At 62.4% G+C, this 22,912-nt stretch carries 22 protein-coding genes; 7 read left to right on the plus strand and 15 right to left on the minus strand.

The window, feature by feature from the left end:
* The first annotated feature begins 124 nt into the window (after window positions 1-124).
* Window positions 125-2,149: a CocE/NonD family hydrolase gene (locus HBJ55_RS12325; RefSeq protein WP_167115030.1), complete on the plus strand. Its 2,025-nt coding sequence runs from the start codon at window positions 125-127 to the stop codon at window positions 2,147-2,149.
* Between the two features lie 42 nt (window positions 2,150-2,191).
* Here the strand turns inward: HBJ55_RS12325 and HBJ55_RS12330 are convergent, their stop codons facing one another.
* The 7 genes from HBJ55_RS12330 to HBJ55_RS12360 form a co-directional block, all read right to left on the minus strand.
* Complete coding sequence (locus HBJ55_RS12330) at window positions 2,192-3,235, minus strand: ABC transporter ATP-binding protein (protein ID WP_167115033.1); 1,044 nt, start codon at window positions 3,233-3,235, stop codon at window positions 2,192-2,194.
* Window positions 3,232-4,329: an ABC transporter ATP-binding protein gene (locus tag HBJ55_RS12335; RefSeq protein WP_167115036.1), complete on the minus strand. Its 1,098-nt coding sequence runs from the start codon at window positions 4,327-4,329 to the stop codon at window positions 3,232-3,234. Before HBJ55_RS12335 ends, HBJ55_RS12330 begins: the two co-directional genes overlap by 4 nt.
* Window positions 4,326-5,219 (minus strand): ABC transporter permease, encoded by an 894-nt coding sequence (locus HBJ55_RS12340; protein WP_206022567.1) that lies wholly within the window; start codon window positions 5,217-5,219, stop codon window positions 4,326-4,328. The genes HBJ55_RS12335 and HBJ55_RS12340 overlap by 4 nt, the downstream gene beginning before the upstream one ends.
* Window positions 5,219-6,157, minus strand: a complete 939-nt coding sequence (locus HBJ55_RS12345) for an ABC transporter permease (RefSeq protein ID WP_167115039.1) — start codon at window positions 6,155-6,157, stop codon at window positions 5,219-5,221. The genes HBJ55_RS12340 and HBJ55_RS12345 overlap by 1 nt, the downstream gene beginning before the upstream one ends.
* A 54-nt stretch (window positions 6,158-6,211) precedes the next feature.
* Window positions 6,212-7,807, minus strand: coding sequence for an ABC transporter substrate-binding protein (locus HBJ55_RS12350; RefSeq protein WP_167115042.1), 1,596 nt, complete (start codon window positions 7,805-7,807; stop codon window positions 6,212-6,214).
* 211 nt (window positions 7,808-8,018) lie between these two features.
* Window positions 8,019-8,984, minus strand: coding sequence for a zinc-binding metallopeptidase family protein (locus HBJ55_RS12355; RefSeq protein ID WP_167115045.1), 966 nt, complete (start codon window positions 8,982-8,984; stop codon window positions 8,019-8,021).
* Between the two features lie 437 nt (window positions 8,985-9,421).
* Window positions 9,422-10,822: an FAD-binding oxidoreductase gene (locus HBJ55_RS12360; RefSeq protein WP_167115048.1), complete on the minus strand. Its 1,401-nt coding sequence runs from the start codon at window positions 10,820-10,822 to the stop codon at window positions 9,422-9,424.
* 315 nt (window positions 10,823-11,137) lie between these two features.
* Between HBJ55_RS12360 and HBJ55_RS12365 the strand changes: the two genes are divergently transcribed.
* Window positions 11,138-11,383, plus strand: coding sequence for a hypothetical protein (locus HBJ55_RS12365; protein ID WP_167115051.1), 246 nt, complete (start codon window positions 11,138-11,140; stop codon window positions 11,381-11,383).
* A gap of 8 nt (window positions 11,384-11,391) precedes the next feature.
* Here the strand turns inward: HBJ55_RS12365 and HBJ55_RS12370 are convergent, their stop codons facing one another.
* On the minus strand, window positions 11,392-13,479 hold the full coding sequence (locus HBJ55_RS12370; RefSeq protein ID WP_167115054.1) for a 2Fe-2S iron-sulfur cluster-binding protein: 2,088 nt from the start codon (window positions 13,477-13,479) through the stop codon (window positions 11,392-11,394).
* A 29-nt stretch (window positions 13,480-13,508) separates the two neighbouring features.
* Complete coding sequence (locus tag HBJ55_RS12375; RefSeq protein ID WP_167115057.1) at window positions 13,509-14,168, minus strand: glutathione S-transferase family protein; 660 nt, start codon at window positions 14,166-14,168, stop codon at window positions 13,509-13,511.
* 159 nt (window positions 14,169-14,327) lie between these two features.
* Here HBJ55_RS12375 and HBJ55_RS12380 point away from each other — a divergent pair, with 159 nt between their 5' ends.
* The 5 genes from HBJ55_RS12380 (at window position 14,328) to HBJ55_RS12400 (ending at window position 18,683) form a co-directional block, all read left to right on the plus strand.
* Window positions 14,328-15,230, plus strand: coding sequence for a LysR substrate-binding domain-containing protein (locus tag HBJ55_RS12380; protein ID WP_167115060.1), 903 nt, complete (start codon window positions 14,328-14,330; stop codon window positions 15,228-15,230).
* A gap of 112 nt (window positions 15,231-15,342) precedes the next feature.
* Complete coding sequence (locus HBJ55_RS12385) at window positions 15,343-15,870, plus strand: helix-turn-helix domain-containing protein (protein ID WP_167115063.1); 528 nt, start codon at window positions 15,343-15,345, stop codon at window positions 15,868-15,870.
* Window positions 15,867-16,613, plus strand: a complete 747-nt coding sequence (locus HBJ55_RS12390; protein ID WP_167115067.1) for an AzlC family ABC transporter permease — start codon at window positions 15,867-15,869, stop codon at window positions 16,611-16,613. The genes HBJ55_RS12385 and HBJ55_RS12390 overlap by 4 nt, the downstream gene beginning before the upstream one ends.
* Entirely contained in the window at window positions 16,606-16,944 is a 339-nt protein-coding gene (locus tag HBJ55_RS12395) for an AzlD domain-containing protein (protein WP_167115071.1), read from the plus strand. Before HBJ55_RS12390 ends, HBJ55_RS12395 begins: the two co-directional genes overlap by 8 nt.
* A gap of 11 nt (window positions 16,945-16,955) precedes the next feature.
* On the plus strand, window positions 16,956-18,683 hold the full coding sequence (locus tag HBJ55_RS12400; protein ID WP_167115074.1) for an ExeM/NucH family extracellular endonuclease: 1,728 nt from the start codon (window positions 16,956-16,958) through the stop codon (window positions 18,681-18,683).
* A 77-nt stretch (window positions 18,684-18,760) separates the two neighbouring features.
* Here the strand turns inward: HBJ55_RS12400 and HBJ55_RS12405 are convergent, their stop codons facing one another.
* The 6 genes from HBJ55_RS12405 to HBJ55_RS22270 form a co-directional block, all read right to left on the minus strand.
* Entirely contained in the window at window positions 18,761-18,997 is a 237-nt protein-coding gene (locus HBJ55_RS12405) for a YMGG-like glycine zipper-containing protein (protein ID WP_422674193.1), read from the minus strand.
* A 381-nt stretch (window positions 18,998-19,378) separates the two neighbouring features.
* Window positions 19,379-19,723 carry a RidA family protein gene (locus HBJ55_RS12410; RefSeq protein WP_167115079.1) on the minus strand — a complete coding sequence of 115 codons (345 nt, stop codon included), beginning with the start codon at window positions 19,721-19,723 and terminating at the stop codon, window positions 19,379-19,381.
* 95 nt (window positions 19,724-19,818) lie between these two features.
* Window positions 19,819-20,940, minus strand: coding sequence for an NAD(P)/FAD-dependent oxidoreductase (locus HBJ55_RS12415; protein ID WP_167115082.1), 1,122 nt, complete (start codon window positions 20,938-20,940; stop codon window positions 19,819-19,821).
* The gene (locus tag HBJ55_RS12420; protein ID WP_167115085.1) at window positions 20,937-22,331 is read right to left on the minus strand and encodes an FAD/NAD(P)-dependent oxidoreductase; all 1,395 of its coding nucleotides are present in this window, start codon (window positions 22,329-22,331) and stop codon (window positions 20,937-20,939) included. Before HBJ55_RS12420 ends, HBJ55_RS12415 begins: the two co-directional genes overlap by 4 nt.
* Window positions 22,331-22,633, minus strand: coding sequence for a (2Fe-2S)-binding protein (locus tag HBJ55_RS12425; protein WP_167115088.1), 303 nt, complete (start codon window positions 22,631-22,633; stop codon window positions 22,331-22,333). The genes HBJ55_RS12420 and HBJ55_RS12425 overlap by 1 nt, the downstream gene beginning before the upstream one ends.
* Window positions 22,608-22,912, minus strand: a 305-nt coding sequence (locus HBJ55_RS22270) for an NAD(P)/FAD-dependent oxidoreductase (RefSeq protein WP_206022575.1), incomplete at its 5' end; no start/stop codon positions are given. The genes HBJ55_RS22270 and HBJ55_RS12425, both read right to left, overlap by 26 nt.

Raw genomic sequence — 22,912 nt, forward strand, 5'->3', positions numbered from 1 at the left:
AACGAAGTCCATGCCCTCAGCCTAGATGATGGCCGCCGGTTCGCTGGGTTTTCCCCTCGGACTTCGATCTACACTGTCGCGAAGAGTCGTTCCACTTCCCGGTCGCACACCACAGTGAGCTGCCATGCAATTCGTCAACGAATACCCCCATGCCGTCGAGCGGCATGACCTCGTCCGGATTCCCATGCGCGACGGGGTGCACCTCTGCGCACGCCTGTGGCTTCCGAACAGCGCGCACGATGCGCCGGCACCGGCCATTCTCGAATACATCCCCTACCGACTGCGCGACGGCACCGTACTGCGCGATGCCATGCACCATCATTACTTTGCCGGGCACGGCTATGCATCGCTGCGCGTGGATCTACGGGGCAGTGGCGAATCGGAAGGCGTGTTGCGCGACGAGTACCTCGAGCAGGAACTCGCCGATGGCGAGGATATCCTGGCCTGGATCGCCCAGCAGCCATGGTGCGATGGCAGTGTCGGCATGATCGGTATCTCATGGGGCGGGTTCAACGGCCTGCAACTGGCCGAACGGCGCCCCGAACCGCTCAAGGCCGTGGTCAGCGTCTGCTCCACCGACGACCGCTATGCCGATGACGTGCACTACATGGGAGGTTGTCTGCTGGGTGACAACCTCTCCTGGGCCTCGACCATGTTCGCCTTGAATTCGCTGCCGCCGGACCCTGAGGTAGTCGGCGAACGCTGGCGTGAGATGTGGCGCGAGCGGCTGGAGGGCAGCGGTCTGTGGCTGGCGACCTGGCTCGATCACCCCCATCGCGACGCTTACTGGCGGCACGGCTCGATCTGCGAGAACTTCGCCGGCGTCGAAGCCCCGGTGCTCGCGGTGAGCGGCTGGGCAGACGGCTACTCCAACGCGGTGCCTCGACTGGTGGAGCAGCTCCCCGGTGTGTGCAAAGGCTTGATCGGCCCCTGGAGCCACAAGTACCCCCACCTGGGTCAACCGGGCCCGGCCATCGGCTTTCTTCAGGAGTGCCGGCGCTGGTGGGACCAGTGGCTCAAGGGTGAAGCCTGCGGCATCGAGCGGGACCCGGCGCTGCGCGTGTGGATGCAGGAGAGCATGCCACCGGCGGCGCGGTACGACCAGCGACCCGGCCGATGGGTCGCCGAGCCGACCTGGCCCTCAGAGAACGTCACATCCTGGCGGCTGCCGCTGGCACCGGGGCGGTTGTGCATGGATGAAGAATCTCCGAGCGAACAGGCCGCCCAGTCGGTGCAGTCGCCCCTCTCCTGCGGCCTTTACGCGGGCAAGTGGTGCTCCTATGTGGCCGGCCCCGACCTGCCCCTCGACCAGCGCCGGGAGGACGGCGGTTCGCTGGTCTTCGATTCGCCGCCTCTCGACGAGACGTTGGAGATTCTGGGCCAGCCCCGTGTCGAGCTGGCCCTGTCAGCCGACCGGCCCGTGGCCCAGGTTGCCGTGCGCCTGTGCGACGTGGCGCCCGACGGCAGGTCGACTCGCGTCACCTATGGGCTGCTCAACCTGACCCACCGCGACAGTCATGCCGACCCATCGCCGCTGGAACCTGGCCAGTCCTACCGGGTCAGCGTGAAGCTGAACGACGTTGCCCAGGCGTTTCCTGTCGGCCATCGGATCAGGCTCTCTCTCTCCAGCTCGTACTGGCCCCTGGCCTGGCCGGCTCCCGAGCCGGTGCAACTGACAATCCGGAACCGGGACAGCGCGCTGGTCTTGCCGCTGCGCTCGCCGCGCCCCGAGGACACCGAACTGAAGCCCTTCGCAGCACCCGAGTGTGCCCCGCCTCCCACCAGCACGCCGCTCGAGCCGGCGATACACCGCTGGGATATCCGGCATGAGCTGGAGAGCGATACCACAATGCTGGAGGTAACCGATGATTCGGGCGCGCTGCTTCTGGACGAGACAGGCATGACGACCCGCACCCGGACGCAGGAACGCTACAGCTCACGCCAGCAGGACTTCGATTCCATCCGCGGCGAAACGCACTGGGAGTGTGGGCGCAGTCGAGGCGAATGGAGCATCCATACCGTGACCCACACGGTACTCACGGCCAACGCGCAGAACTTTCAGCTCCAGGCCAGCCTGGAAGCCTTCGAGGGTGAGCGTCAGGTCTACTACAGAACCTGGCACCGCACCATTCCGCGCAAGCTGGTCTAGTTGACGTACAAGCGGCTCCAACCCGCTTGCCCAAGCGTTCTCTCAGCCAGGCCGAGAGGACCGGCCAGCGCTGCCCGCTCCGACGGTATCGGTGTCGGGGTCTTCCGGGGTGTTCACAGGAAAATGACAGCGAAAGGTATGCCCCTCCTCTGCCGTGGTGACTTCCGGATCCACCTGGCTGCAGATCTCTTGCGCCTTGGGGCAGCGAGTATGAAACTCGCACGCCGGGGGACGCTGCATCAGGCTGGGTACGTCGCCACGAGCCTCGATCCGTTCCAGCCTGGCATCCGGGTCGGGCTCCGGGTTCGCCGAGAGCAGCACTTCGGTATAGGGATGGCGAGGGCGGTAAAAGACCTCCTCGGTCGGGCCTTTCTCGACGAAGCGCCCCAGGTACATGACCGCCATGTGATCCGAAATATGGCGTACCACATTGAGATTGTGGGTGATGACCAGCATTCCGATACCTAGCTCTTCCTGCAATCGAGCCAACAGGTTGATGACTTCGCCTTGCACCGAGACATCGAGCCCAGCCGTTGGCTCATCGGCGATGATCAGCCGCGGGTCGAGGGCAAGCGCCCGCGCCACCCCCACGCGGCGCGCCTGGCCGCCGGAAAGCTGATGCGGGAAGCGCTGGGCGAATTCCTCACTGAGCCCGACCATCTCCAGCAGTCGCTTGGCCTCGACATCCCTGTCCCTGTCGCGTATGCCATGGATCAAGAAGGGTTCGGTGATCAGCGAACGCACGGTCAATCTGGGGGAAAGCGACCCGACCGGATCCTGAAACATCATGGCCATGTCGCGGCGAAAGGGCTTATAGCTTCGCTGCGAGAGGTCGGTCAACTCCCGGCCGTCGAAACGGATCGATCCGGAGTGAGCCGGATTGAGGCCCATGAGAGTGCGAGCGATGGTCGACTTACCCGAGCCGCTCTCGCCCACCAGCCCCAGCGTCTCGCCCGGCCGCACCTGGAAGGAGACGTCGCACACCGCATCGATATAGGGATCGGAGGTACGTGTCGCCAGGGCGCGCAGCATCCCCATGCTGCGAAAGCGAACCTTGAGGTTTTCGACTTCCAGCAGTGCATTCATGGGCGTCCTCCCTCCTCGTTGCCTCCTTGCACCAGATGCCCTTCCTCCTTGTCGCGACTCGCTTCGGCCGGGTCGCGCAGGTGGCAGCGCGCGGTGTGCGTAGCCCCGCTATCGACACGCCCGCTATCGACGTCGTAGCTAGGCGGGTGCTCCTCGTGGCAGCGCTCGAAGACATAAGGGCAGCGGGTCTTGAAGATGCAGCCCTGGGGCACCCGGTTGAGCAGGTTGGGCACATTGCCCGGTATCGTCGGCAGACGACGCGTCTTCTCGCGAATCCGCCCCGGGTCGCATTGCAGCAGCGCTTGGGTATAGGGGTGGCCGGGCTTGTGAAAGATGTCCCGCACGCTGCCGCTCTCGACCACCTCGCCGGCGTACATGACGATGACGTCATCGCACAGCTCCGCTACCGTACCCAGGTGGTGGGAGACGAAGAGAATCGAGCAGCCCAACTCTTGCTGCAGCCGCTTCAGCAGGTCGATGATCTGTACTTCCATCGTCGCGTCCAGCGCCGTGGTCGGCTCGTCGGCCAGCAGCAGCGCAGGCTCGACCAGCATGGCCATGGCGATGCAGATGCGTTGACGCATGCCCCCCGAAAATTGGTGAGGATAGTTCTGGATGCGGTCCTCGGGGTCGGGAATGCCCACCCGGCCCAGGGCCTCTATCGCTCGCCGGCGTTTCTCCGCCTTGGGAGCGCTGTCGCGGTACTGGATGTCGATCATATGGTCGCCCACCGACAGCACCCGGTTCAGCGATGTCATCGGGTCCTGGAAGATCATCGACATCCGCTGACCGCGAATGTCGCGCATCTGGCGAGGCGACAGCTCGAGCAAGTTCCGACCGTCGAGAAAGATCTCCCCCTGCGTGACGAGGGCGTTCTCTGCCAGCAGCCGAATGATGGCATAAGCCAGCGTCGACTTGCCGCTGCCGCTCTCTCCCACCACGCCGACGATACGCCCCCTGGGCACCGTCAGGGAGATATCGCGCAGCGCATGAATTCGTCCCTTGGGACTGCCGAAATCCAGCGACAGGTCACGGACCTCGAGCAGCGTGTCCGCCCTCTCCGGTGTCGTCGCTTGCAGGGAGGCCTGTGTCATAGATCCCTCCTCAGCTTGGGATCGAAGATGTCCCGCAGTGCCTCGCCCAGGAAGGTGAAACCCAGCGTCGTCAGGATGATGGGAATACCGCCGGCGATGACCGGCCACGGCGAATTCTGGATATAGTTGTAGCCGTTGTTGAGAATCGTGCCCCAGGAAGGCGTGGGCGGCCGCACCCCCATGCCCAGGAAGCTGAGCCCCGCCTCCAGGGCGATGACCAGCGGCACGTCCATGCTGGCCAGGATCAGCAGCGGCCCGATGACGTTGGGCATGATGTGCACGCCGAGAATGCGCCTCGTACTCGCCCCCATGGCGCGTTCGGCCAGCACGTACTCGTGGTCCCGCAGCGCCTGTGTCTGGGTACGCACCACGCGGGCGTAGACGGGTATCGAGGTGATCGCCACGACGAAGACCACCGTATAGAGACTCGGCCCCAGCAGGGTCACCACGGCCAGGGCAAAGATGATCACAGGAAAGGCACGCACCGAGTCGAGCAACAGCAGCAGGCCGTTATCCAGCCAGCGGGGGCCGAAACCGGCCACGAGACCGAGCAGCAACCCCAGCGACAGCGCCGCGGAAAGTGAAGCCAGCGCCACGATCAGGGCCACCTGCCCACCCATGATCACGCGCGAGAAGGTGTCCCGGCCCAGTTGATCGGTGCCCATCAGGTTATGCCAGGTTGGCGGCCCGAGGCGCGGCCCGACCATTACCTGGGCCGGGTCGTAGGGAACGATGACATTGGCCAGCAGTGCACTGCCCACCATCAGCACCACGAGAATGAGCCCCAGCAGGCCCAGCGGATTCCTGCATAGTTGGCGCCAGTGCTGAACCCAGGCGCTGGGCTCGCGCATCGGCTGCCCTTCGCTGCGCGTCATATCGGTGGCTGGCATCACAGGCTCTCCCGTACGCGTGGATCCAGTGCCGCATTGATCAGATCGGAAAGCGTGGTGGAGATCACGAACAGTGCGGTGGTAACCAGCACCGTCCCCATGACAACGGGATAGTTGCGTGTACCGACCGCATTGACGATCAGCGCACCGAGGCCGGGCCGGGCAAAAACCACCTCCGCGAAGACCGCTGCCGACAGCAGATGCGCCATGCCCACCCCGAGCACGGTAACGGTAGGCAGGATGGCCAGTCTCAGCGCGTAGCGCAGTATGATGCGCCGTTCCGGCAGCCCGAAGGCGCGTGCCATCCGCACATGGCTTTCGCCCATGACTTCAAGCATCGAGGCCCGGACGATGCGAGAGATGTACCCGACCCAGCCTACGCCGACGGCGAAAGCAGGCAGGATCAAGTGCCTCACCCTGTCCCAGAACCCCTCCCCCGCGCCGATCGCCGGCAGCCAGCCCAGCATCACGGCGAAGATGAGCAAGGCATATACCGCCATGACGAAGGAGGGAATCGCGATCGTGCCCACCGAGAACACACCGATGAACTTGTCGATGAGCGAGTTGCGCCGGATCGCCGAATAGCAGCCCAGTGGAATGCCGACCAACGCGGCCCAGGTAATGGACGTCAGGATCAGCACGATCGTGTACGGCATTTCGCCGAACACGATCCGACTGACGGGGCGCTGGGTAAAGACATCAGTGCCCATGTCGCCCCGCACCACATCGGCAAAGAAGGTGACGATCTGCACGGGAAGCGGCCTGTCGAGCCCCATGGTTTCATGCAGCAGAGCCCGCTGCTCCGGCGTGGCCCGAGGACCCAGCATGATCGAGGCCGGGTCACCGGGTACGGCATGGATCATGACGAACAGCAAGGTGACGGCAAGCACCACGATGGCGACGGCAAGGACCAGCCGCCTGAGCAGATAGAGCAGCATGAGCGAACCCCTGGGATGCCGAAAGTGGAGGGCGCCCTCCAGGCGCCCAGGGAATCAGACAGGATCGAAGAAACGGAACAGTGGGCGCCCGTCGGGCCTCGTTGCCGGCGTCATGACCGACTCGCGGTAAACGAACGGGGAGCCCTCGTGCGTCAGGAAGCGATAGGCACCGGACTCTTCCAGCAGATCCTGCATTTCCCGGTACATCTCCGCGCGCTCCTCCTCGTCCTGCACCGTGACGGCCTCGGCGTTGAGTTCGTCGAAACGTTCGTTGCAGAAGCGCTCCCAGTTCCAGTTGCCCACCTGCTCGCAGGTGAAGAACGTAGTGGCGTAGTAAGGGTCCGGCACCATCGAGAAGCGCTGGAGGATAAGCTCCATCTCCTGCCAGCGGTCGCCTTCGGACTCCATGCCGATCGACCAGAACGACCCGGGATCCTGGACATCGATCTCCAGGGTGATGCCTATCTGCCCCAACTGGGCCTGAAGCATCTCGGCCATGGCGGTAAACTTGGATTCGTTGAGCACGTCGATACGCAGCGAGATGCCTTCGGCTCCCGCCTCGCGCAGGTATTCCCGCGCTTTTTCCAAGTCCCCCTCTGGAGGGATGAGCGCCTGCTCCCGATGCCCTACCAGGCCCGGCGCCACCATGCCGGTCGCCACCTCCGCCTGGCCAAAGTAGCCCACGTCCAATAGCTGCGGTACGTTGATCGCCCACTGCACCGCACGGCGGACATTGATGTCCTGCAGCTTGGGATTCTCCGTGTTCATCCCGACATAGACGTAGTACAGCGAGGGACGCTCTTCGATAACGGTATCCTGAGGAGGATCGCTCTTGAACTCGTCCAGTGTGGACAGACTGATGTGGGTGAAATCGAGATCGCCGGAGCGATAGGCGGTTTCCGCCGTTCTGGGATCGCCGATGGGCAATATACGAATTTCATCGAAGCCGGGTTTCGGCCCCGTCCACTCCGGATTTCGCTTGAGGATCACCACCTGGTTGGGCCGCCATTCATCGAGAACATAAGGACCGGAAAAACTCGGCGGCTCCATGCCGAAATCGCCGCCATCTTCCGTTGCTTCCAGCACCGCTTTCTTCGAGACGATATGGCCCACACCATAAGGTAGCGTCACATTCCACAAGGGCTCAAAAGGTGATTTAAGAACGATTACGCCTGTGTAATCGTCTTCCACTTCAACATGATCCAACGGCCCCCAGTCATCCTTTACTGGGGAGTTGTGTTCTATAACTCTCTCGAAAGAGAACTTGACGTCCTCAGCGGTCATCTCTCCGTAGCCGCCGGTAAACATGATGCCTTCACGCAGCTTGAACCGAATATGCGTCGGATCGACCTGCTCTATCCATTCTGCGGCTTGTAGCTCCGTCTCCCATTCTGAACCAGGCTTGTAATGTATCAGCTTGGAATAAATGCAGTTCATCACATCGACGTTGTAAGCATTCTGATAAAAGCCGGGATCCAACTTGTTGATATCCGCATAGGAGCGAACCCTTAACACTCCTCCACCGGATCCTTCTGCGGCCCATATTGCCTGCGAGAGCGGCATACCGGCTGCCATGATGCCAGCGGTCGTCATGGCAGAAGTCTGAAGAAACTCGCGGCGATTGAGAGAATAACCCTTTCTGCTTTTCATAAGATCGTCCTTGCGTATTATTCGTTTAACGTCACGCATGACGTACCATGATCAGCCTGCTTGTTTGCAAAGATTATTTAGCTACTAAGCTGTAGCACACACCCTCGAAGTGCGCCATTCCAATAGCGATCCATGAATAGCGCTTGGTTGTCGACATGCAAGTGCACACAAATGAATCTTATATTGCTAAAACAGAAACTAATGAAACAACTCAAAGCCCCTGCGCGCCTCGGCGCAGCCAATCATGCACAAAGGAGAGCTTGCGGCGTGCGGCATCCGACAGCACGAAGGGGTAGAGATCGGAAAGCCCCATGGATCGATTGACGTGATTGACCCCTACCGTGAGGGAGGCCGCGACATGAATCAGGCGCATGGCATCAGGTTCCGAATAGGGGTCCCAACCCGGGTTCGGCAGCTCCGGCGAAGACAGGCCCGCCGCTACAAAGCTGTCCGTGATATCGGTCAGGTGCAGAAGGTGCGCCGCAGTCTCGGCCCAATCCTCGTGCGGATGCGCAGAGGCGTAGGTCGTCAGGAAACGCTGCCTCCAGTCGGGTGGTGGGCCATTCTGGTAATGCTGCTGGAGCGCAGCAGGGTAATCCCTTCGTTCATCACCGAACTCGGCACGGAAGGCATCGAGGAAATCGTAGCGAAGACTGAGCCGCCACCAGAGCATATGCGAGATTTCGTGGCGCATGTGGCCGATCATGGTGCGGTAGGGCTCATCCAGGGCCTGGCGCCGGGTTGTGCTCAGCACCGGGTCCGCCTCGGCCACGCTGATGGTTACTTTACCGGCAACATGACCCATGAGCACTGGGGTCGGGCCTTCGGCGAGCAGGTGAAAGACGGGGCGTGCGCCGGGATCCTCCGGCCGGAACCAGTGCCAGCGGCCGAGATTGTCGAGGACCCAGCGCTTGGCGGCCTCGGTCTTCGCCCAGTTCGGGATGGCGCCGGGAATCGAGGGATCGGGGGCCAGCTCCGTCATGGCACAGGAGCGACAGAAAGCCCCCTGTTCAGGAGCGATCCAGTTGCAGCTGATGACCTCCCGATTGACGCAGAAAGGAGGCATGGGCAGGAAGGCCCGCGCCTGTGGATCATAAGCGACGGGTATTCCGTCGGCAGTAGCGAGATTGTCGAACCACAGCGAACCGGAACCGACTGGATTGGCAAAGACGCGCATAATCAAACACCTCCATAACATGCATCACTAGACAGCTGATAAAAACAAATGTCGTCCTCTTTAAGGCGAGCGTCAAACCTTCTACCTTTCTATTTTAAGTCACTGAAAATAAAGAAGCCCGGCTACCAAGAAGACTTGGGCCGGGCTCACGATCGCCTTGTATCCATACTTTTCTTTCACGAGCCTCCTGCTCATGCATCCTTGGCACATTAGAGCACTCCATGCTCAACTCTCCTTGAAGCCGTCCTTGATTCATGCCATTTATAGTGGCATAAAAAATTGACTTAAGATACACCTTTATTTTTATTTTATCGACCACAAAATAATTACAACAACACCGTATGTTTTTATTATGCGGATAACACAGAGAGCGCCCGCGCGGGGGCGCTCTTAGCATTATATTGCTTGTCATAAGGGGTCGAGCGAAAGAAACCAGGTCAATCGGGTGACATCCAGGCCGGATTGATGTTCTGGTTGATGCGAAACACGTTGGCCGGGTCGAACTTCTTCTTGAGCTCAACCAACCGTCCATAGCTCGCACCATAAGCGAACTCGATGCGATCGGCTTCGTCCTCCGTGAGGAAGTTGATGTAAGCCCCCCCACTGGCAAAGGGTTGTGAGCGGCTGAAGAATTCTCGCGCCCAGGCAATGCAATGTGCGTCTTCGTCCGCCGTCTCCCAACGAGCATGCACGTTCAATACGTAATTAGTGCCGCGGCTCGAGTAGGCCATTGCTTCGGGGTCTGCTCGGCCCGTCTGCCCGCCTATCGTGCCGATGAATATTTCACTCTGGGAAGACGGCAGCTGGCCGGCGTATTCAATGACGGTATCTATCGCTCCTGCGCCAAGAGACGAGAAATTATGCGACTTCCAGTAGTTGCGGGCGCCCGCGGTCAATAGCGGATCGAAGGCTTGTTGCCAGTCGATGTACGGCTGCACACCGATGTGCTCACCATGGGCAGTGCCGAAGCCTCTAAGCGACTCAATGTACTGCTCACCTTCGGCCGGATCGCCCGAGTAGCAAATTGCGAGCGCGACGATCTCTTTTCCGTGCACATCTTCGGGTAGGAAAGGTAGCGGCGGTGCCTTGCGCGTCACCATCCAGACATTCAACTCGTCCGGCATCGTCTCGGTGAAACGGGCAAACTGTGTGATCACCGATTGTGCCTGGTCGAAGGGGTAGACGATAAGGCCGCTCAACACGTTCGGCCCCACGGGGTGAAGCTGGTACTCGAACCGTGTCACGATCCCAAAGTTCCCGCCACCACCGCGAAGGCCCCAGAAGAGGTCGGCATTTTCCGCTTCACTGGCGTGCAACTGATCGCCATCGGCCGTGATCACATCCACACCAAGCAAATTGTCTATGGTCATGCCGTACTTTCGGCTGAGCCAGCCGAAGCCACCGCCCAGAGTCAGGCCGGCCACTCCCGTTGTGGAATTGATACCCAACGGCGTGGCAAGGCCATACTCCTGGGCAGCGGCATCGAAATCGGCGAGGGTGCAGCCTGGCCCGACGGAGGCACATTGACGATCCTGATCGATATGGACTTCTCTCATCAACGACAGATCGATCATCAAGCCATCGTCGCAGACTGCGTTGCCAGCGATGTTATGGCCCCCTCCGCGTATGGAAAAAGGTAAGTCGTGCTTACGTATGAAGTTCAATGACTTGATCACATCCTCAGGCGAGACACAGCGACAAATCATGGAAGGCCTGCGATCGATCATTGCATTCCATATCTGGCGAACTTCATCGTATTGCGGGTCATGCGGAAGCATGACATTTCCATCGAACTCGGCTATAAACTCCTTTAATGCTGTTTCTAGTATGCGATCCATGATCGTTCACCTTGAATGATGCTCAAGGACAGGAGAACCTGCGCCCGGGCAGAAAAAGGGGGCTTCTAATGCAAGCCCTTTTGTCAGAGGACGACAACAGTATAGTCTGAGATTTAACCCACCACTCTGTTTCTACAATCACCTATACTTTCAGAAATAGAGGACGGGAAATGAGTTATAATCACATCCGCTTGTGCCTACATATCTAAATTAATCTTTCCTGGTTAACTCAACGCAGCGCCGATACGGCGTGGCTAGCCAAGCCGCCACAGCATTGCTATGGGTTAGAGAGACATCTTCAGGGAGAACGGCACCGTGACCCAGCATGAAAGAACCGTGATGGCCTTCGACGAACAAGGCCGCGAGTACATGATCGACATGTTCGCCAATCCCCGCGAGCTCAGCGAAATGCAACACGAAGGTGCCGTTCGAGGCACGCCCACCTTCCGTACCCACGACGGCCACGACGTCAGCTACTTGGGCAACGGCGAGTTCATGGTCATGGTGCCCGGCGAGGAGGGTGGCGTGACAGTGAGGACCGACGACTCCGAGTTCGTGTGACGCAGCGTCTAATCGGCCAATTGAATGACCACGGGTTCTTCAGCGGCAGGGACCGCGCAGCACAGCAGCACTTCGCCTTCCGCGGCCGCCAGCGGCGGCACGGGGTAGTGCACCTCACCGGACACCAGGCGCAGCGCGCAGCTCCCACAGCGCCCTACTCGGCAACTGAACAGCGGCGCGAGCCCTGCCTGCTCGGCCAATTCCAGCAAGGTGCCTTGCGCCGGCGTCCACTCGACGACGGTCTGCGCCTGGCGTGATTCATTCTGTCTCGTGGAGGCCGATACGAACGTGACCCGGGCATGCGAAGGCAACGCTTGCTGCGCAGCCGCTCCCGGCTCGCGCGCCTCGGTGGACTCAAGCGAACCGCGCCCGAAGAGCTCATGGAGCAGGTGCTCACGGGGCATACCGAGCGCCAGCAGTGCCGCATACTGCGCTCGCATGAACCCCTCCGACCCACAGAGGTAGACCTGGCTGCGGGTCATGTCCGGCAACCAGGCCGAGAGCGATGCCAGCGTCAAACGTCCTCGCGAATGATACGTCTTGCCCAATACATCCTCCGGCGTGGGGCGCGTGTAGGCGATATGCAGGCGCAGCCAGGGATACCTGTCAGCCCACGTCTTCAGCACCTCCGCGAAGGCCTGTTCCCGTCCGTTGCGCGCGCTGTGAATAAAGAACACCTCGCCAGGCGGCGCCTCTCCGGCGTCGGCACGCTGCACGATGGTTTCCAGCATGGCGATCATCGGGGTGATGCCCACGCCGGACGACACCAGCACGATGGCATTCGAACGCTCGCGCAGCGTGAAGTCTCCCGCCGGCGGAAGCGCCTCGAGCACGTCCCCCACCGCATACTCGTCATGCAGGAGGCGAGAGACCGTTCCGTACTCTTCGCGCTTGACCGAGATCCGATAACGAGACGCCCGCTCATGCCATGCCCTGGAGAGGCTGTAACTGCGCGTCAGCGTGGCCTGCCCGCCAGATGGCGAATGCCCGGCCCGGGAGGCAAGACGCACGGTGAGAAACTGCCCGGCCGTATAGGGCGCCAGCGGAAGGTCATCCGTGGCCAGTGGCTCAAGATCGAAAGAGGTAATGACGTCACTCTCCCTGATCTTGTCGGCAATCCGCAGGCGGCGGTAGGCGTTCCCGGCCGCCTCCTTGGGCCAGTTGCCCGTCTGCGTCAGCGAGGGAGAGCGCTCGATCAGCCGTCCTCGCGCGGGCAGGGCGTTTTCGACATGCCAGACCTGCTCCGGCACGACATCCACGATGCGCTCGGCCCCCTCGACCAGCGACGCGCGCCGAGGGTCCCAGTCGATCCGCCCGCGGCCTTGCAGCACCAGGGCTTGCCCGGTCTCGAAGTCGGGAATGAAAAGGCTGACCCGCGGGTCCTGCTCGATGTTGCCCAGGGTATTGAAGAAACGATTCCCCGGAAAATCCGGAAACGACAGGCTTCCGTCCGCGTCCAAGTGCAAGAAACCCGGCTTGCCTCCGCGATGGGAGATATCCACGCCATGGTGGGAACCCCCCAGTTCGCCTGCCCGGGTGGCGATGAAGAAGGTATCGGCCTGGGCCAGCATGGCCCGGCCGGCACGGGAGGCGATCGATACCTGCCGGGCAATGGGAGGCGCATCCTGCCCCGCCTGCCAGTCCACCTCGCGCAGCTGTATGTACTGTGGGCAGTTGCCGAAACTCTGATCGACCGAGACCCGTATGCCCTCGGCATCACGGGAACGCACCGTGCCATTCAACCGATTACGGCGACGGCTGGTCATCTCGAGCCCAAGCAGCCCCAGCCTTGCTCCAGGCCCCAGTGTAAGCTCCAGGGCATCCGCCAGCGGTGGCACCTGGCGAATCAGCAGTTCGCTGGGCGTCGCCGTACACAGTTGCCCCGGGGCACCGAAGGTTACCACCGCCCACGGCCACCCCTGCCGGTCCAGCGCTCCCATGAACAGCACCGGCAGAGTGTTGAAGAACTCGACGTGCTGGTCGGGCATCGCGGCACGCACATAGGCGGACACCCGCTGCACATAGCTGACGGGCACGCCGGCACGCTGCTGTACCCTGCGCTCGCCCTCATGGAAGATCTGCCGGTTCGCTGTCATGGGATTCGCCTCCTGTCGCTGCCGTTCGCTTAGGCCAGTGCCGGGCTGCGCACCATGCCGACGAAACCGGGCTGCGCCTCGATACACCCGAGCCAGGCGAGAATGGCCGGATACTCCTTGAGACTGACCCCACCCTCCGGGGCGTGAGCGATATAGCTGTAGCCCGCCACGTCCGCCAGCGTGATCGCGCTACCGGTCAGATACTCTTGCCCCTCGAGGTGTTTCTCCATCACCGAGAGGAGCGAATGCGCGCGGGCAATCGCCTGCTCATGATCCAGTGGTGCGTTGAAGAGCGTTACCAGACGCGCGGCACAGGGCCCCGCTGCAATCTCTCCAGCGGCCACGGACAACCAGCGCTGTACCTGTGCGGCAGCGATCGGCTCCGTGGGCAGCCAGCGGTCGTGCGCGTCATACCGCCGGGCCAGATAAACCAGAATGGCGTTGGAATCGCTGAGAAACTCGCCGTTGTCCTCGATCGCAGGCACCTGGCCGAACGGGCTGATTTTCAGGAACTCGGCCGACTTGTGCGCACCGTTGGCCATATCGACATCGACCGTCTCATAGGGCAGCTCGAGCAGCGCAAGCATCAGTTCGACGCGATGGCAATGGCCGGACTTGGGGTTGCGAAACAGGCGGATCGGTACGGCGTCGCGTGGAAAGCGCGCATTTACGGTAGTGGGCGTTGGCATAGCAAAGACTCCTGCTGGTAATGGCATGACGTGTCGTGAAGAGCCACGACGGCGGAACGTCACCAGACTAATCTTTGCGCTTTTTCACTAGAATCCTCGAGATTTGCAATTCATTATTCCATCAAATGATGCCAATCGACGCCGATCGGAAATCCCTTCATGGACCGCCTCCAGACCCTGCAAGTCTTCGTCGCCGTGGCCGATGCCGGCAGCTTTGCCGCCGGAGGGCGAGCCGTCGGCCTGAGCGCCCCCTCGGTGACCCGCGGCATCAATGCGCTGGAAGCACGTCTCGGTGTGCGCCTCTTCACGCGTACCACTAGGCGGGTTCGCCTGACGGAGATCGGAGGGCGCTACCTGGAAGACGCGCGGCGCATCCTCCAGGAACTGCAGGCGGCCGACGACGCCGTCAGCGGCGCGGCGGCACGCCCCACCGGGCTGCTGCGTATCAACTGTCCCAATGAGTTCGGCCGCATCCACGTCATGCCGATCCTGCTGGAATACCTCGATACCTACCCGGAAATGCGCGCGGAAATCGTGATGGTGGATCGCGTGGTCAATATCATCGAAGAGGGCTTCGATATCGCGGTGCGTATCGGCTCGCTGCCTTCCTCCGGCCTTTCCGCCATCAGGGTGGGGAGCGTGCGCCGTGTGGTCTGTGCAGCGCCTGACTATCTCGCCCGGCATGGCACGCCCACCGTCTTGGAGGACCTGACGGCGCACCGCATTCTCGCCACCACGACACTGAGCGCCAACAAGGAGTGGCGCTTCGGTAGCGATTACGATCAAGTGGTACGCATCCACCCGCGAGCGACGGTCAGCAGCATTGCGGCCTGCATCGAGGCCGTGCGCAACGGCTGGGGAATCACTCGTGTGCTTTCCTATCAGGTGGGGGCGGATCTCGAGGCAGGACGGCTAGAGGCCGTGCTGGAAGCCTACGAACCCCCGCCGCTACCCATTCACCTGCTGCACAGCGAAGGCCGTGGCGCCGTTGCCAAGATACGCACCTTTCTCGACCTGGCAGCGGAGCGCCTGAGGGCATCGACGATACTCAATCCCAGCTAGCCCCATTGGCCTGGAGCTGTCGTGAGCCCCTGGCCTCAGCGCCTCGGCAGTTGACAAAAACCTGTTCCTTTTATAGAACGTTCATTAAAAGGAACAGTGCGAGGCCACTCAATTGGACAAGCTTTCACTCGGCACCCTGGGCCGGCACCTGCAGACCCTGCGCCAGGCGCAAGGCTTGTCGCTATCGCAACTGGCCGCCGCCGCCGGCATCGCCAAGTCGAACCTGTGTCGCCTCGAGCAGGGCAACGGCAACCCCACGCTGGACACCATCTGGCGCCTGGCGGTGCAGCTGAAGGTGCCCTTCGGCACTCTGGTGGCGCCTATTGCCGTGCCCCTGGGCGAGGACGGCGTGGAGGTACGCCTGCTCGACCAAGGCAAGGACCGCCCGCAGGTCGACGCCTACTGGATGCGCTGCGCGCCGCATACCCTGCGCCTTGCCGAACCCCACACCCCGGGTGCGCGGGAATCGCTCATCCTGATCAGCGGTACGCTGGAGGCCGGACCGGAAAGCGAGACCCGCACCCTGTCGGCCGGCGAGACCTTCACCTTCGCCGCGGACCGCCCCCACCTCTACCGCACCGGGGAGGCCTGGGCCACGCTGCTGCTCAGCGTCATCTACCACGAGGAATCCACGTCATGAGCCTGCAAGCCGCCTCCTCGCCCACCCGCCCCTGGCTGACCGGCATGAGCGAGGCCATCCCGCTGCTCGGCGGCTATGTGCCGGTGGCCATCTCCTTCGGGCTGATCGCGACCCAGGCCGGCTTCAGCGCCTGGGAAGCCGTGGCGATCTCGACGCTGATCTATGCCGGTGCCTCGCAGTTCCTGTTCGTCGGCATGGTGGCCACCGGCGCGCCGCTATGGCTGGTGGTGGCCATGACACTGCTGATCAACCTGCGCCATGTGGTCTACGCCCCCAACCTGGCACCCTGGCTGACATCCAGCCGCCTGTGGCCCTCGCTGATGCACGGCCTCACCGATCAGGTCTTCGCTCTGGCCCATGCTCGCCTACCCCAGCTACCGGCCGCTCAGCGACTCGGATGGTTCGGCGGCGCCGCCCTGCTGGCCTGGATGAGCTGGATCGGTGGCACGGCCCTGGGAGCGTTTGCCGGCGGCGAGCTGGTCGCTCGCTGGGCCCTGATGGGTGAGATCCTGCCCTTCGCCCTGCCCGCTCTGTTTCTGGTGCTGATAGCGCCCCGCTTCACCTCGCGGCGCTGGAGCCTGGCCCTCGGCCTGACCATCCTGGCCGCCCTGGCGCTGACCGTGACAGGCTTGACCAACCTGGCGATTCCTCTCGCCGCCGCCTGCGGCGCCCTGTGCTTCCAGGTCGCCAAGTTCGACCACAGCCAAAAAAGCGAACACGTGCAAGGAGAACGCCATGAGTAGCGCCCTGTGGATCGCGGTTCTTGCCTCGGCGCTGGGCACCCTGCTGATACGCGTGCTGCCACTGTTCTGGATGCAGCGCCGCCTCGAGCGGCAAGGCAACGACGACAGCCTGGAAGCGATGCCCCAGTGGCTGAGCCTGCTCGGCCCGGTGATGATCGCCGCCGTGTTCGGCGTATCGCTGATGCCGGTGACGCCCAGCGCCACCTCCTGGCTAGCCACCCTCATCGGCATTCTGGCGACCCTGGCCGTGTGGTGGTACAAGCGCACCCTGGGCTGGCCGGTGGCGGCCGGGGTGGCGGCCTATGGTGTAGGGGTGATGCTGCTTGGGTGAGGAATGAACGCATGACCTTCACCGCCCAGCCACGCACTCCCGGCAAGCCCCGGCATCCTGGCGTGACCCGCCAAGCAGGACCGCTAGCCTTGCTGCTGACCCTGCTGGCGGCCCTACCGGCGGCGGCCGGTTGCCCCGAGCCATCCAGTGCCGACCTCGCCGCCATAAAGGGTATTGGTGAACGTACGGCCCTGCCCGCCGGCCGGGAGGTGGTCGTCGACGGCGTGGTGACCGGAGAGTTTCTCGGCCGCGAACGGCTGAACGGTTTCTATCTGCAGCAGGCGACGGAGCATGGCCCCGTCGGTCTGTTCGTTTATATGCCTGGCGCCACGCCGAGCGATGGGGCGCTCATCGCTCCCGGCAAACACCTGCAACTCCGCGCCCGCACCGGCGAGTACCGCGGCCAGGTCCAGCTCCAGCGGGTCGAGAGGATCGAGACCTGTGCCCGCGACCAACTACCCGAGCCGCTGACGGTCCAGTGGCCGCTCAGCGAGGAGCAGCTGTCACGCAAGGAGGGGCTGCTTCTCACGTTTCCGCAGACGCTGACCGTCACCGGCAACTACGAGCTGGCTCGCTACGGCTCCCTGAGGCTGGCCGCCACCCGCCTGTTCCGACCCACGAACACGCCCGGCGAACCCCAGCAGCAAGACATCCTCGAGCTGGACGACGGCAGCTACCGCACCTTTCCGAGCCCCACTCCTTACCGAGATGCGGATGGCACTCGTCGTGTCGGCAGCACCGTTCAAGGCCTGACCGGAATTCTGACCCACGCCCTCGACGCCTACCGCCTGCACCCGACCCTCGAGCCGCACTTCGAGGACGCCAACCCCCGACCGGGGCCACTGCCAGAACCGGGAGAGCGGCTGCGGGTGGCAACCTTCAACCTCGAGAACTACTTCCTCACGCTTGGCCAGCGCGGCGCCGCCAACGCCGACGAGCTGGAGCGTCAGCGGGCCAAGCTCGCCGCGGCGGTTGAGGGCCTGCAGGCTGACATCCTGGCCCTGGTGGAGGTCGAGAACGACCCACGCGCCCTGGCCGATCTGGTCGAGCAGCTCAGCGAGCGGACCGGTATCCGCTATCGTGCGGTGGGCGGGGACGCCGACCGCGGCTCTGATGCGATCAAGCTCGCCCTGATCTACCGGCCGGACCGGGTAGAGGCCGTGAGCGAGCTCCATGCCGACAACGACCCCGCCCATCATCGCCCGCCGATGGCGGCCTTCTTCCGCAGCGTGGACAGCGGCCCGGCCTTTGGTGTGGTGACCGCCCACTTCAAGTCCAAGTCCGGCTGCCCGCCCCGGGGCGATATCGACCGCGGCCAGGGCTGCTGGAACCAGCGCCGGGTGGAGCAGGCGCAGGCCATGAGCGGCTTTCTCGATCGCCTCGCCGCCGCCGAGGGACACGAGCGCTTGCTGCTGATCGGTGACCTCAACGCCTACGGCGCCGAGGACCCGATCCGCACCCTGACCCACGCAGGGCTGGTCAATCTGATCGCCCGCGAGCTGCCGCCGGAGCGCCGCTATAGCTATGTGTTCCGCGGTGAATCGGGCTATCTGGACCATGCCCTGGCAAGCCCCGAACTGGCCGCAGCTGTGGCAGCGGTGCGGCCGTGGCACATCAATGCCGACGAGTCCCCTTTCCTCGGCTATGACGGGCCGGACAATGCGGCGCCCCACTTCCGCCCTGATCTCTTCCGCTCCTCCGACCACGACCCGATCGCGGTGGACCTGGAGTGGCGTTAGCAGGAATAAGACAGCTGGCGCATCCGGCGATTATGGAATGATGCTGCCGATTCCGGGGAGGCGCTCCCTCTCGTCAATCAGCGACGCCAGCGTCCCAGGTCGATATCATCGCGGTTGGTAGCCGCCCCGACGGCAGCGCCCAGACCGCCACCGATCATCGCCCCCCTGGTTACGCTGCCGCCTGTCATGGCGGCGGTGCCAGCACCTGCGGCTGCCCCCAGGCCGGCGCCACTCAGCGCTCGCTCGCCGGTGGTGGTACCGCAGCCAGCAAGTCCCAGGGCCAGCACACCGGTCAACAGTCCAATAGATAGCATTCGCATGTCATTTCCCTCCCAAAAGGGTCAATTACGATCAATCATCCAGTTTGATTTCTTTGGCAACCAAGCAACCGCCCCGGCTTCGGTATCCACTCGACGCCTTAGTCGGAGCGCAAGTCGTCAAAACCGCGCAGCGCAGCGTCAAAATCACATGTCATAGGGAACCCCTCTGGTTGCCGATGCGCTGTATTCCTTATACAGCCCCAGGAGGAAGACGGTTCGTGGACCGGATCACAATCCACACTCTTTGAGAATTTCAGGCACTTGAGTATCAAGATGGCGACAGGAGATCAGCTCAAGCGCTCCCCATCACCTCACACGGTTATCTGTATGAAGTGATGGGCTACATCCTGGGCAGCTGCCGTAGACAGCGAAAAACTACTTAACTGCAGTAACAACAAGCTCCAACAACACGTTCTCTCCCAGGTCCGCGACCCCTAACGTCGCCCTGGCAGGCAAGTGTTCCGGATCAAACCACTGAGTCCAGACGTCATTCATCCCTTTCTTCAGAGACAGATCAGCTACGTAAGCCGTAGCCGACACGATGCATTCCTTGTTAGTTCCGGCTTCGGTGAGATAACTCTCAAGTTTATCCAATACCTGCTGAGTCTGGCCTGCCATGTCCAAGCTGAGATCATCAGCAATGATGCCACCGAAGAATACAAAGCCATTGGCTGCAACGGCACGGTGCATGATGGGGGTACGAATACTGCGTTCGATCATGATTAACTCCTTGGATTGCCTGTCTACAGGCGTGGTGTCGCTCTTTTCGGCGTGCCGAAAGGTGAGCAAAATGTGTCATGTGGCAAATCAGAGCATCAGCCTGAGGAGCGATAGCCCTTAAAACGCGTGATGGAAAATGGCTGGATCGGGAAGTGCGGCTCGCGCCCCATAGCCAAGTCAGCGACGATTTCCCCAGTGATGGGACTTAGTTGAAAGCCGTGAGCCGAGAAGCCGAAGGCATGAATTACGCTCTCGGATGTACTGCTCGGACCCAATACTGGGATCTGGTCCGGCATTACAGCTTCTATCCCTGCCCAGGTGCGGACAATGCGCGCCTCATGCATGAAGGGGAACAGGCTCAAGACGGTGTCGGCATTGTCCGCCAGTCCTCCCAAACAGGTCTCGGCAACCTGGCGGTGCGAATCGACTTCTCCCCGAACGCCTCCGCCGATCAGCACGGTGCCGTTTTCAAACTGCTTGAAGGAGAGCGGCCTGGACGTTGCGCCAATGACCGGGCCGAGAAACGGCTTCACCCGCTCGGTAATCATCAGCATCGGCGCCTCGGCGGCGAGAGGTACCGGCTCGCCCAGCCATTGACAAAGCGTACCCGCCCAAGCACCAGCGCAGTTGATGACGATATCGGCAGAGAAACGGTGGGGGCCCGCCCGAACCTTCCAGCCATTGCCATGAGCCTCCAAGTCGGTGACAGCCACACCTTCGAAGAAGCTCGCGCCCTGCCGTTGAGCCTGGCGCCGCCACGCTGTCACCGTCCGATAGGGGTTGGCATAACCATCACCGTCGCAGGCAAGTCCGCCAGGGCAGTGGGGAGACAGTGCCGGAACGCGCTTACGTAGCTCGTTGCGAGTGATGAGGTACTCGTGGTCGAATCCCAGGGACCGAACCTGCCGCTCACGCTCAGCCAGCACCTCCAGATCGTCGCCGTTCTCGGCGACCTTGATCTGCCCCACCGGTCGAAAGTCACAGTCGTCACCGACCACGTCGGCCATGCGTTGCCATCGTTCCCAGGCCGCCATGGCCAATGGGATCTCCGCAGGATGCCTGCCTAACCGCCGCACACCACCGGCGTTGACACCCGAGGCGTGCCGACCGGCATAGTCCTTGTCGATCACTGTGACCCGATGGCCCTGGGCGCTGAGGAGGACAGCGGCACTACAACCATGGAGACCAGCCCCGACGATCACGATCCGGGCACTCATTCGGAAGCGTCTTCTGCCGCTGTTGCCAGCTGCCCCAAGGTAATGGGCTTGAAGGGGGGGCGAAGGCGGTAGTAGCCAGTCTCGGCAACGCTCTGCCCGTTGGCATCAGCCAACAATTCGCTGACTGTCAGGCCACACATGCGTCCCTGGCAGGGCCCCATCCCGCACCGTGTGAATGATTTGGTCTGGTTGGGGCCACGACATCCCTGCTCGGCCATGCGACGAATTTCCCCAGCGGTAACCTCCTCGCAACGGCATACCAGCGTATCGTCCTCAGGCAGCCGCCAATGCGCTGCCGGTCGGTAGAGGACATCGAGGAAAGGACGTATGGCCGCTTCTCGCGCCAAGTCACGACGCAGCCGTTTCACTTCCTCCCGGGTCTCATCTTCGCTCACACGGCCGAGCGCAATGGCGGCACCCAACCCTGCCAATCGTCCCTGCATGGCCGAGGCCCTGGCACCCACGATGCCGCCGGCATCTCCAGCGACCGCAACTCCCTCAACATCTGTCGCCAACCAGGCGTCCGTTCGCGGCTGCCAGGCCAGTTGCCGCTCGTCCCAGTCATGAGCACAGTCGAGGGCCCGCGTAACCTGCGTATTCGGCACTACGCCCTGATGCAACAGCAGTAGCGGTGTTGTCAGGCAGTGCCACTCAGGATCATTGCCGCATTGCCAGCGGACACGCTTCAATCGGTTTTCGCCCTCAGCTTCCAGAGCCGTCACATTCCGAACATGCCTGACGCCTGCACGTCGCAGTTCGGCCAGCAGCCCCACGCCCTTGAGCAAGGTCCGAACATTTCGTAGCGCACTTGGCAATAGCGGGAGTGCATCCCGGTATTGCCCCGCCGGCGTAGTATCGAGCAGAGCAGCGATGGGAATCCCAGCGCGCAAATATTGCACGGCCAGCAGTAACAGAAGTGGCCCACAGCCAGCGAGCACAACCGGTGCCGAAGGCACCAAGCCAACACTCTTGAGCAGAATCTGACCGCTTCCGGCAGTCATGACTCCGGGAAGAGTCCAGCCCGGAATCGGGAAGGGCCGCTCCATGGCACCATGGGCGAGAATGACATGGCGGGCTCGCACCATCGATGCTTTCTCCCCCTGGAGGAGCCCGACCTCGAGTTGCCGGGTGAGCTGCCAAAGGGTAGTGCCAGGACGATAGTCGATGCGGGGATCATCGAGTCCATCTACCAGCTCCTTACCATGCCAGTAGTCATCACCAAGAATTCGCCGCTCCTTGAGTGGTGTCGACTCAATTGAACGATAGATCTGTCCGCCAGGCGCCGGCTGCTCATCGACCACCACCGCGGTGATGCCATGGGCCACGGCAGTGGCGGCAGCGGCCATACCAGCAGGCCCGCTGCCGAGTATCACAAGGTCATGAGTCGTCATCAGCCGAGCCTCCTTGCGCCGTTTTGCGAACGGATCTGCATGCCTTCCTTCACAAGAACCTGGCAACCCTGGACATTGGGAATGTTGTCCACCTCGACCAGGCACTCGAAACAGACCCCCATCATGCAGTAGGGCCCCCTCGGGGATCCGCTCACCGGCGTGGTACGACATACCTCGACGCCGGCCGAGAGCAGCGCCGCTGCAATGGTATCGCCATCCTTGGCAGTAACCTGCCGGCCATCGAAGTACACGATCACTGTCTTCTGTGCAGGTGCATCAGGCAGGGATAACCGTTTGAACATCGAATCTCTCCGCGGTGAAAGGGGCTATTTCGCTAGGCAAGGGACCACCAGCGATCCAGGGGGCAAGGCGTTTGGCATGGGCTGCAGCCAAGGTCACACCGCTGTGGCAGCAGGCCACGAATGCGCCTGGGTGGGAGAGCGAGGCCTGATAGATTGGATAGCCATCCGGCGTCATCACGCGCAGCGCACCCCAGGTACGTACTACCCGCGTATTGGCCAGCGCTGGCAGGGCACGCACGGCTCGCTGGGCGATATGCGATAGCACAGGGGTCTCGGTAC

It is taken from the genome of Billgrantia bachuensis (genome assembly GCF_011742165.1).
Lineage (GTDB): Bacteria > Pseudomonadota > Gammaproteobacteria > Pseudomonadales > Halomonadaceae > Halomonas > Halomonas bachuensis.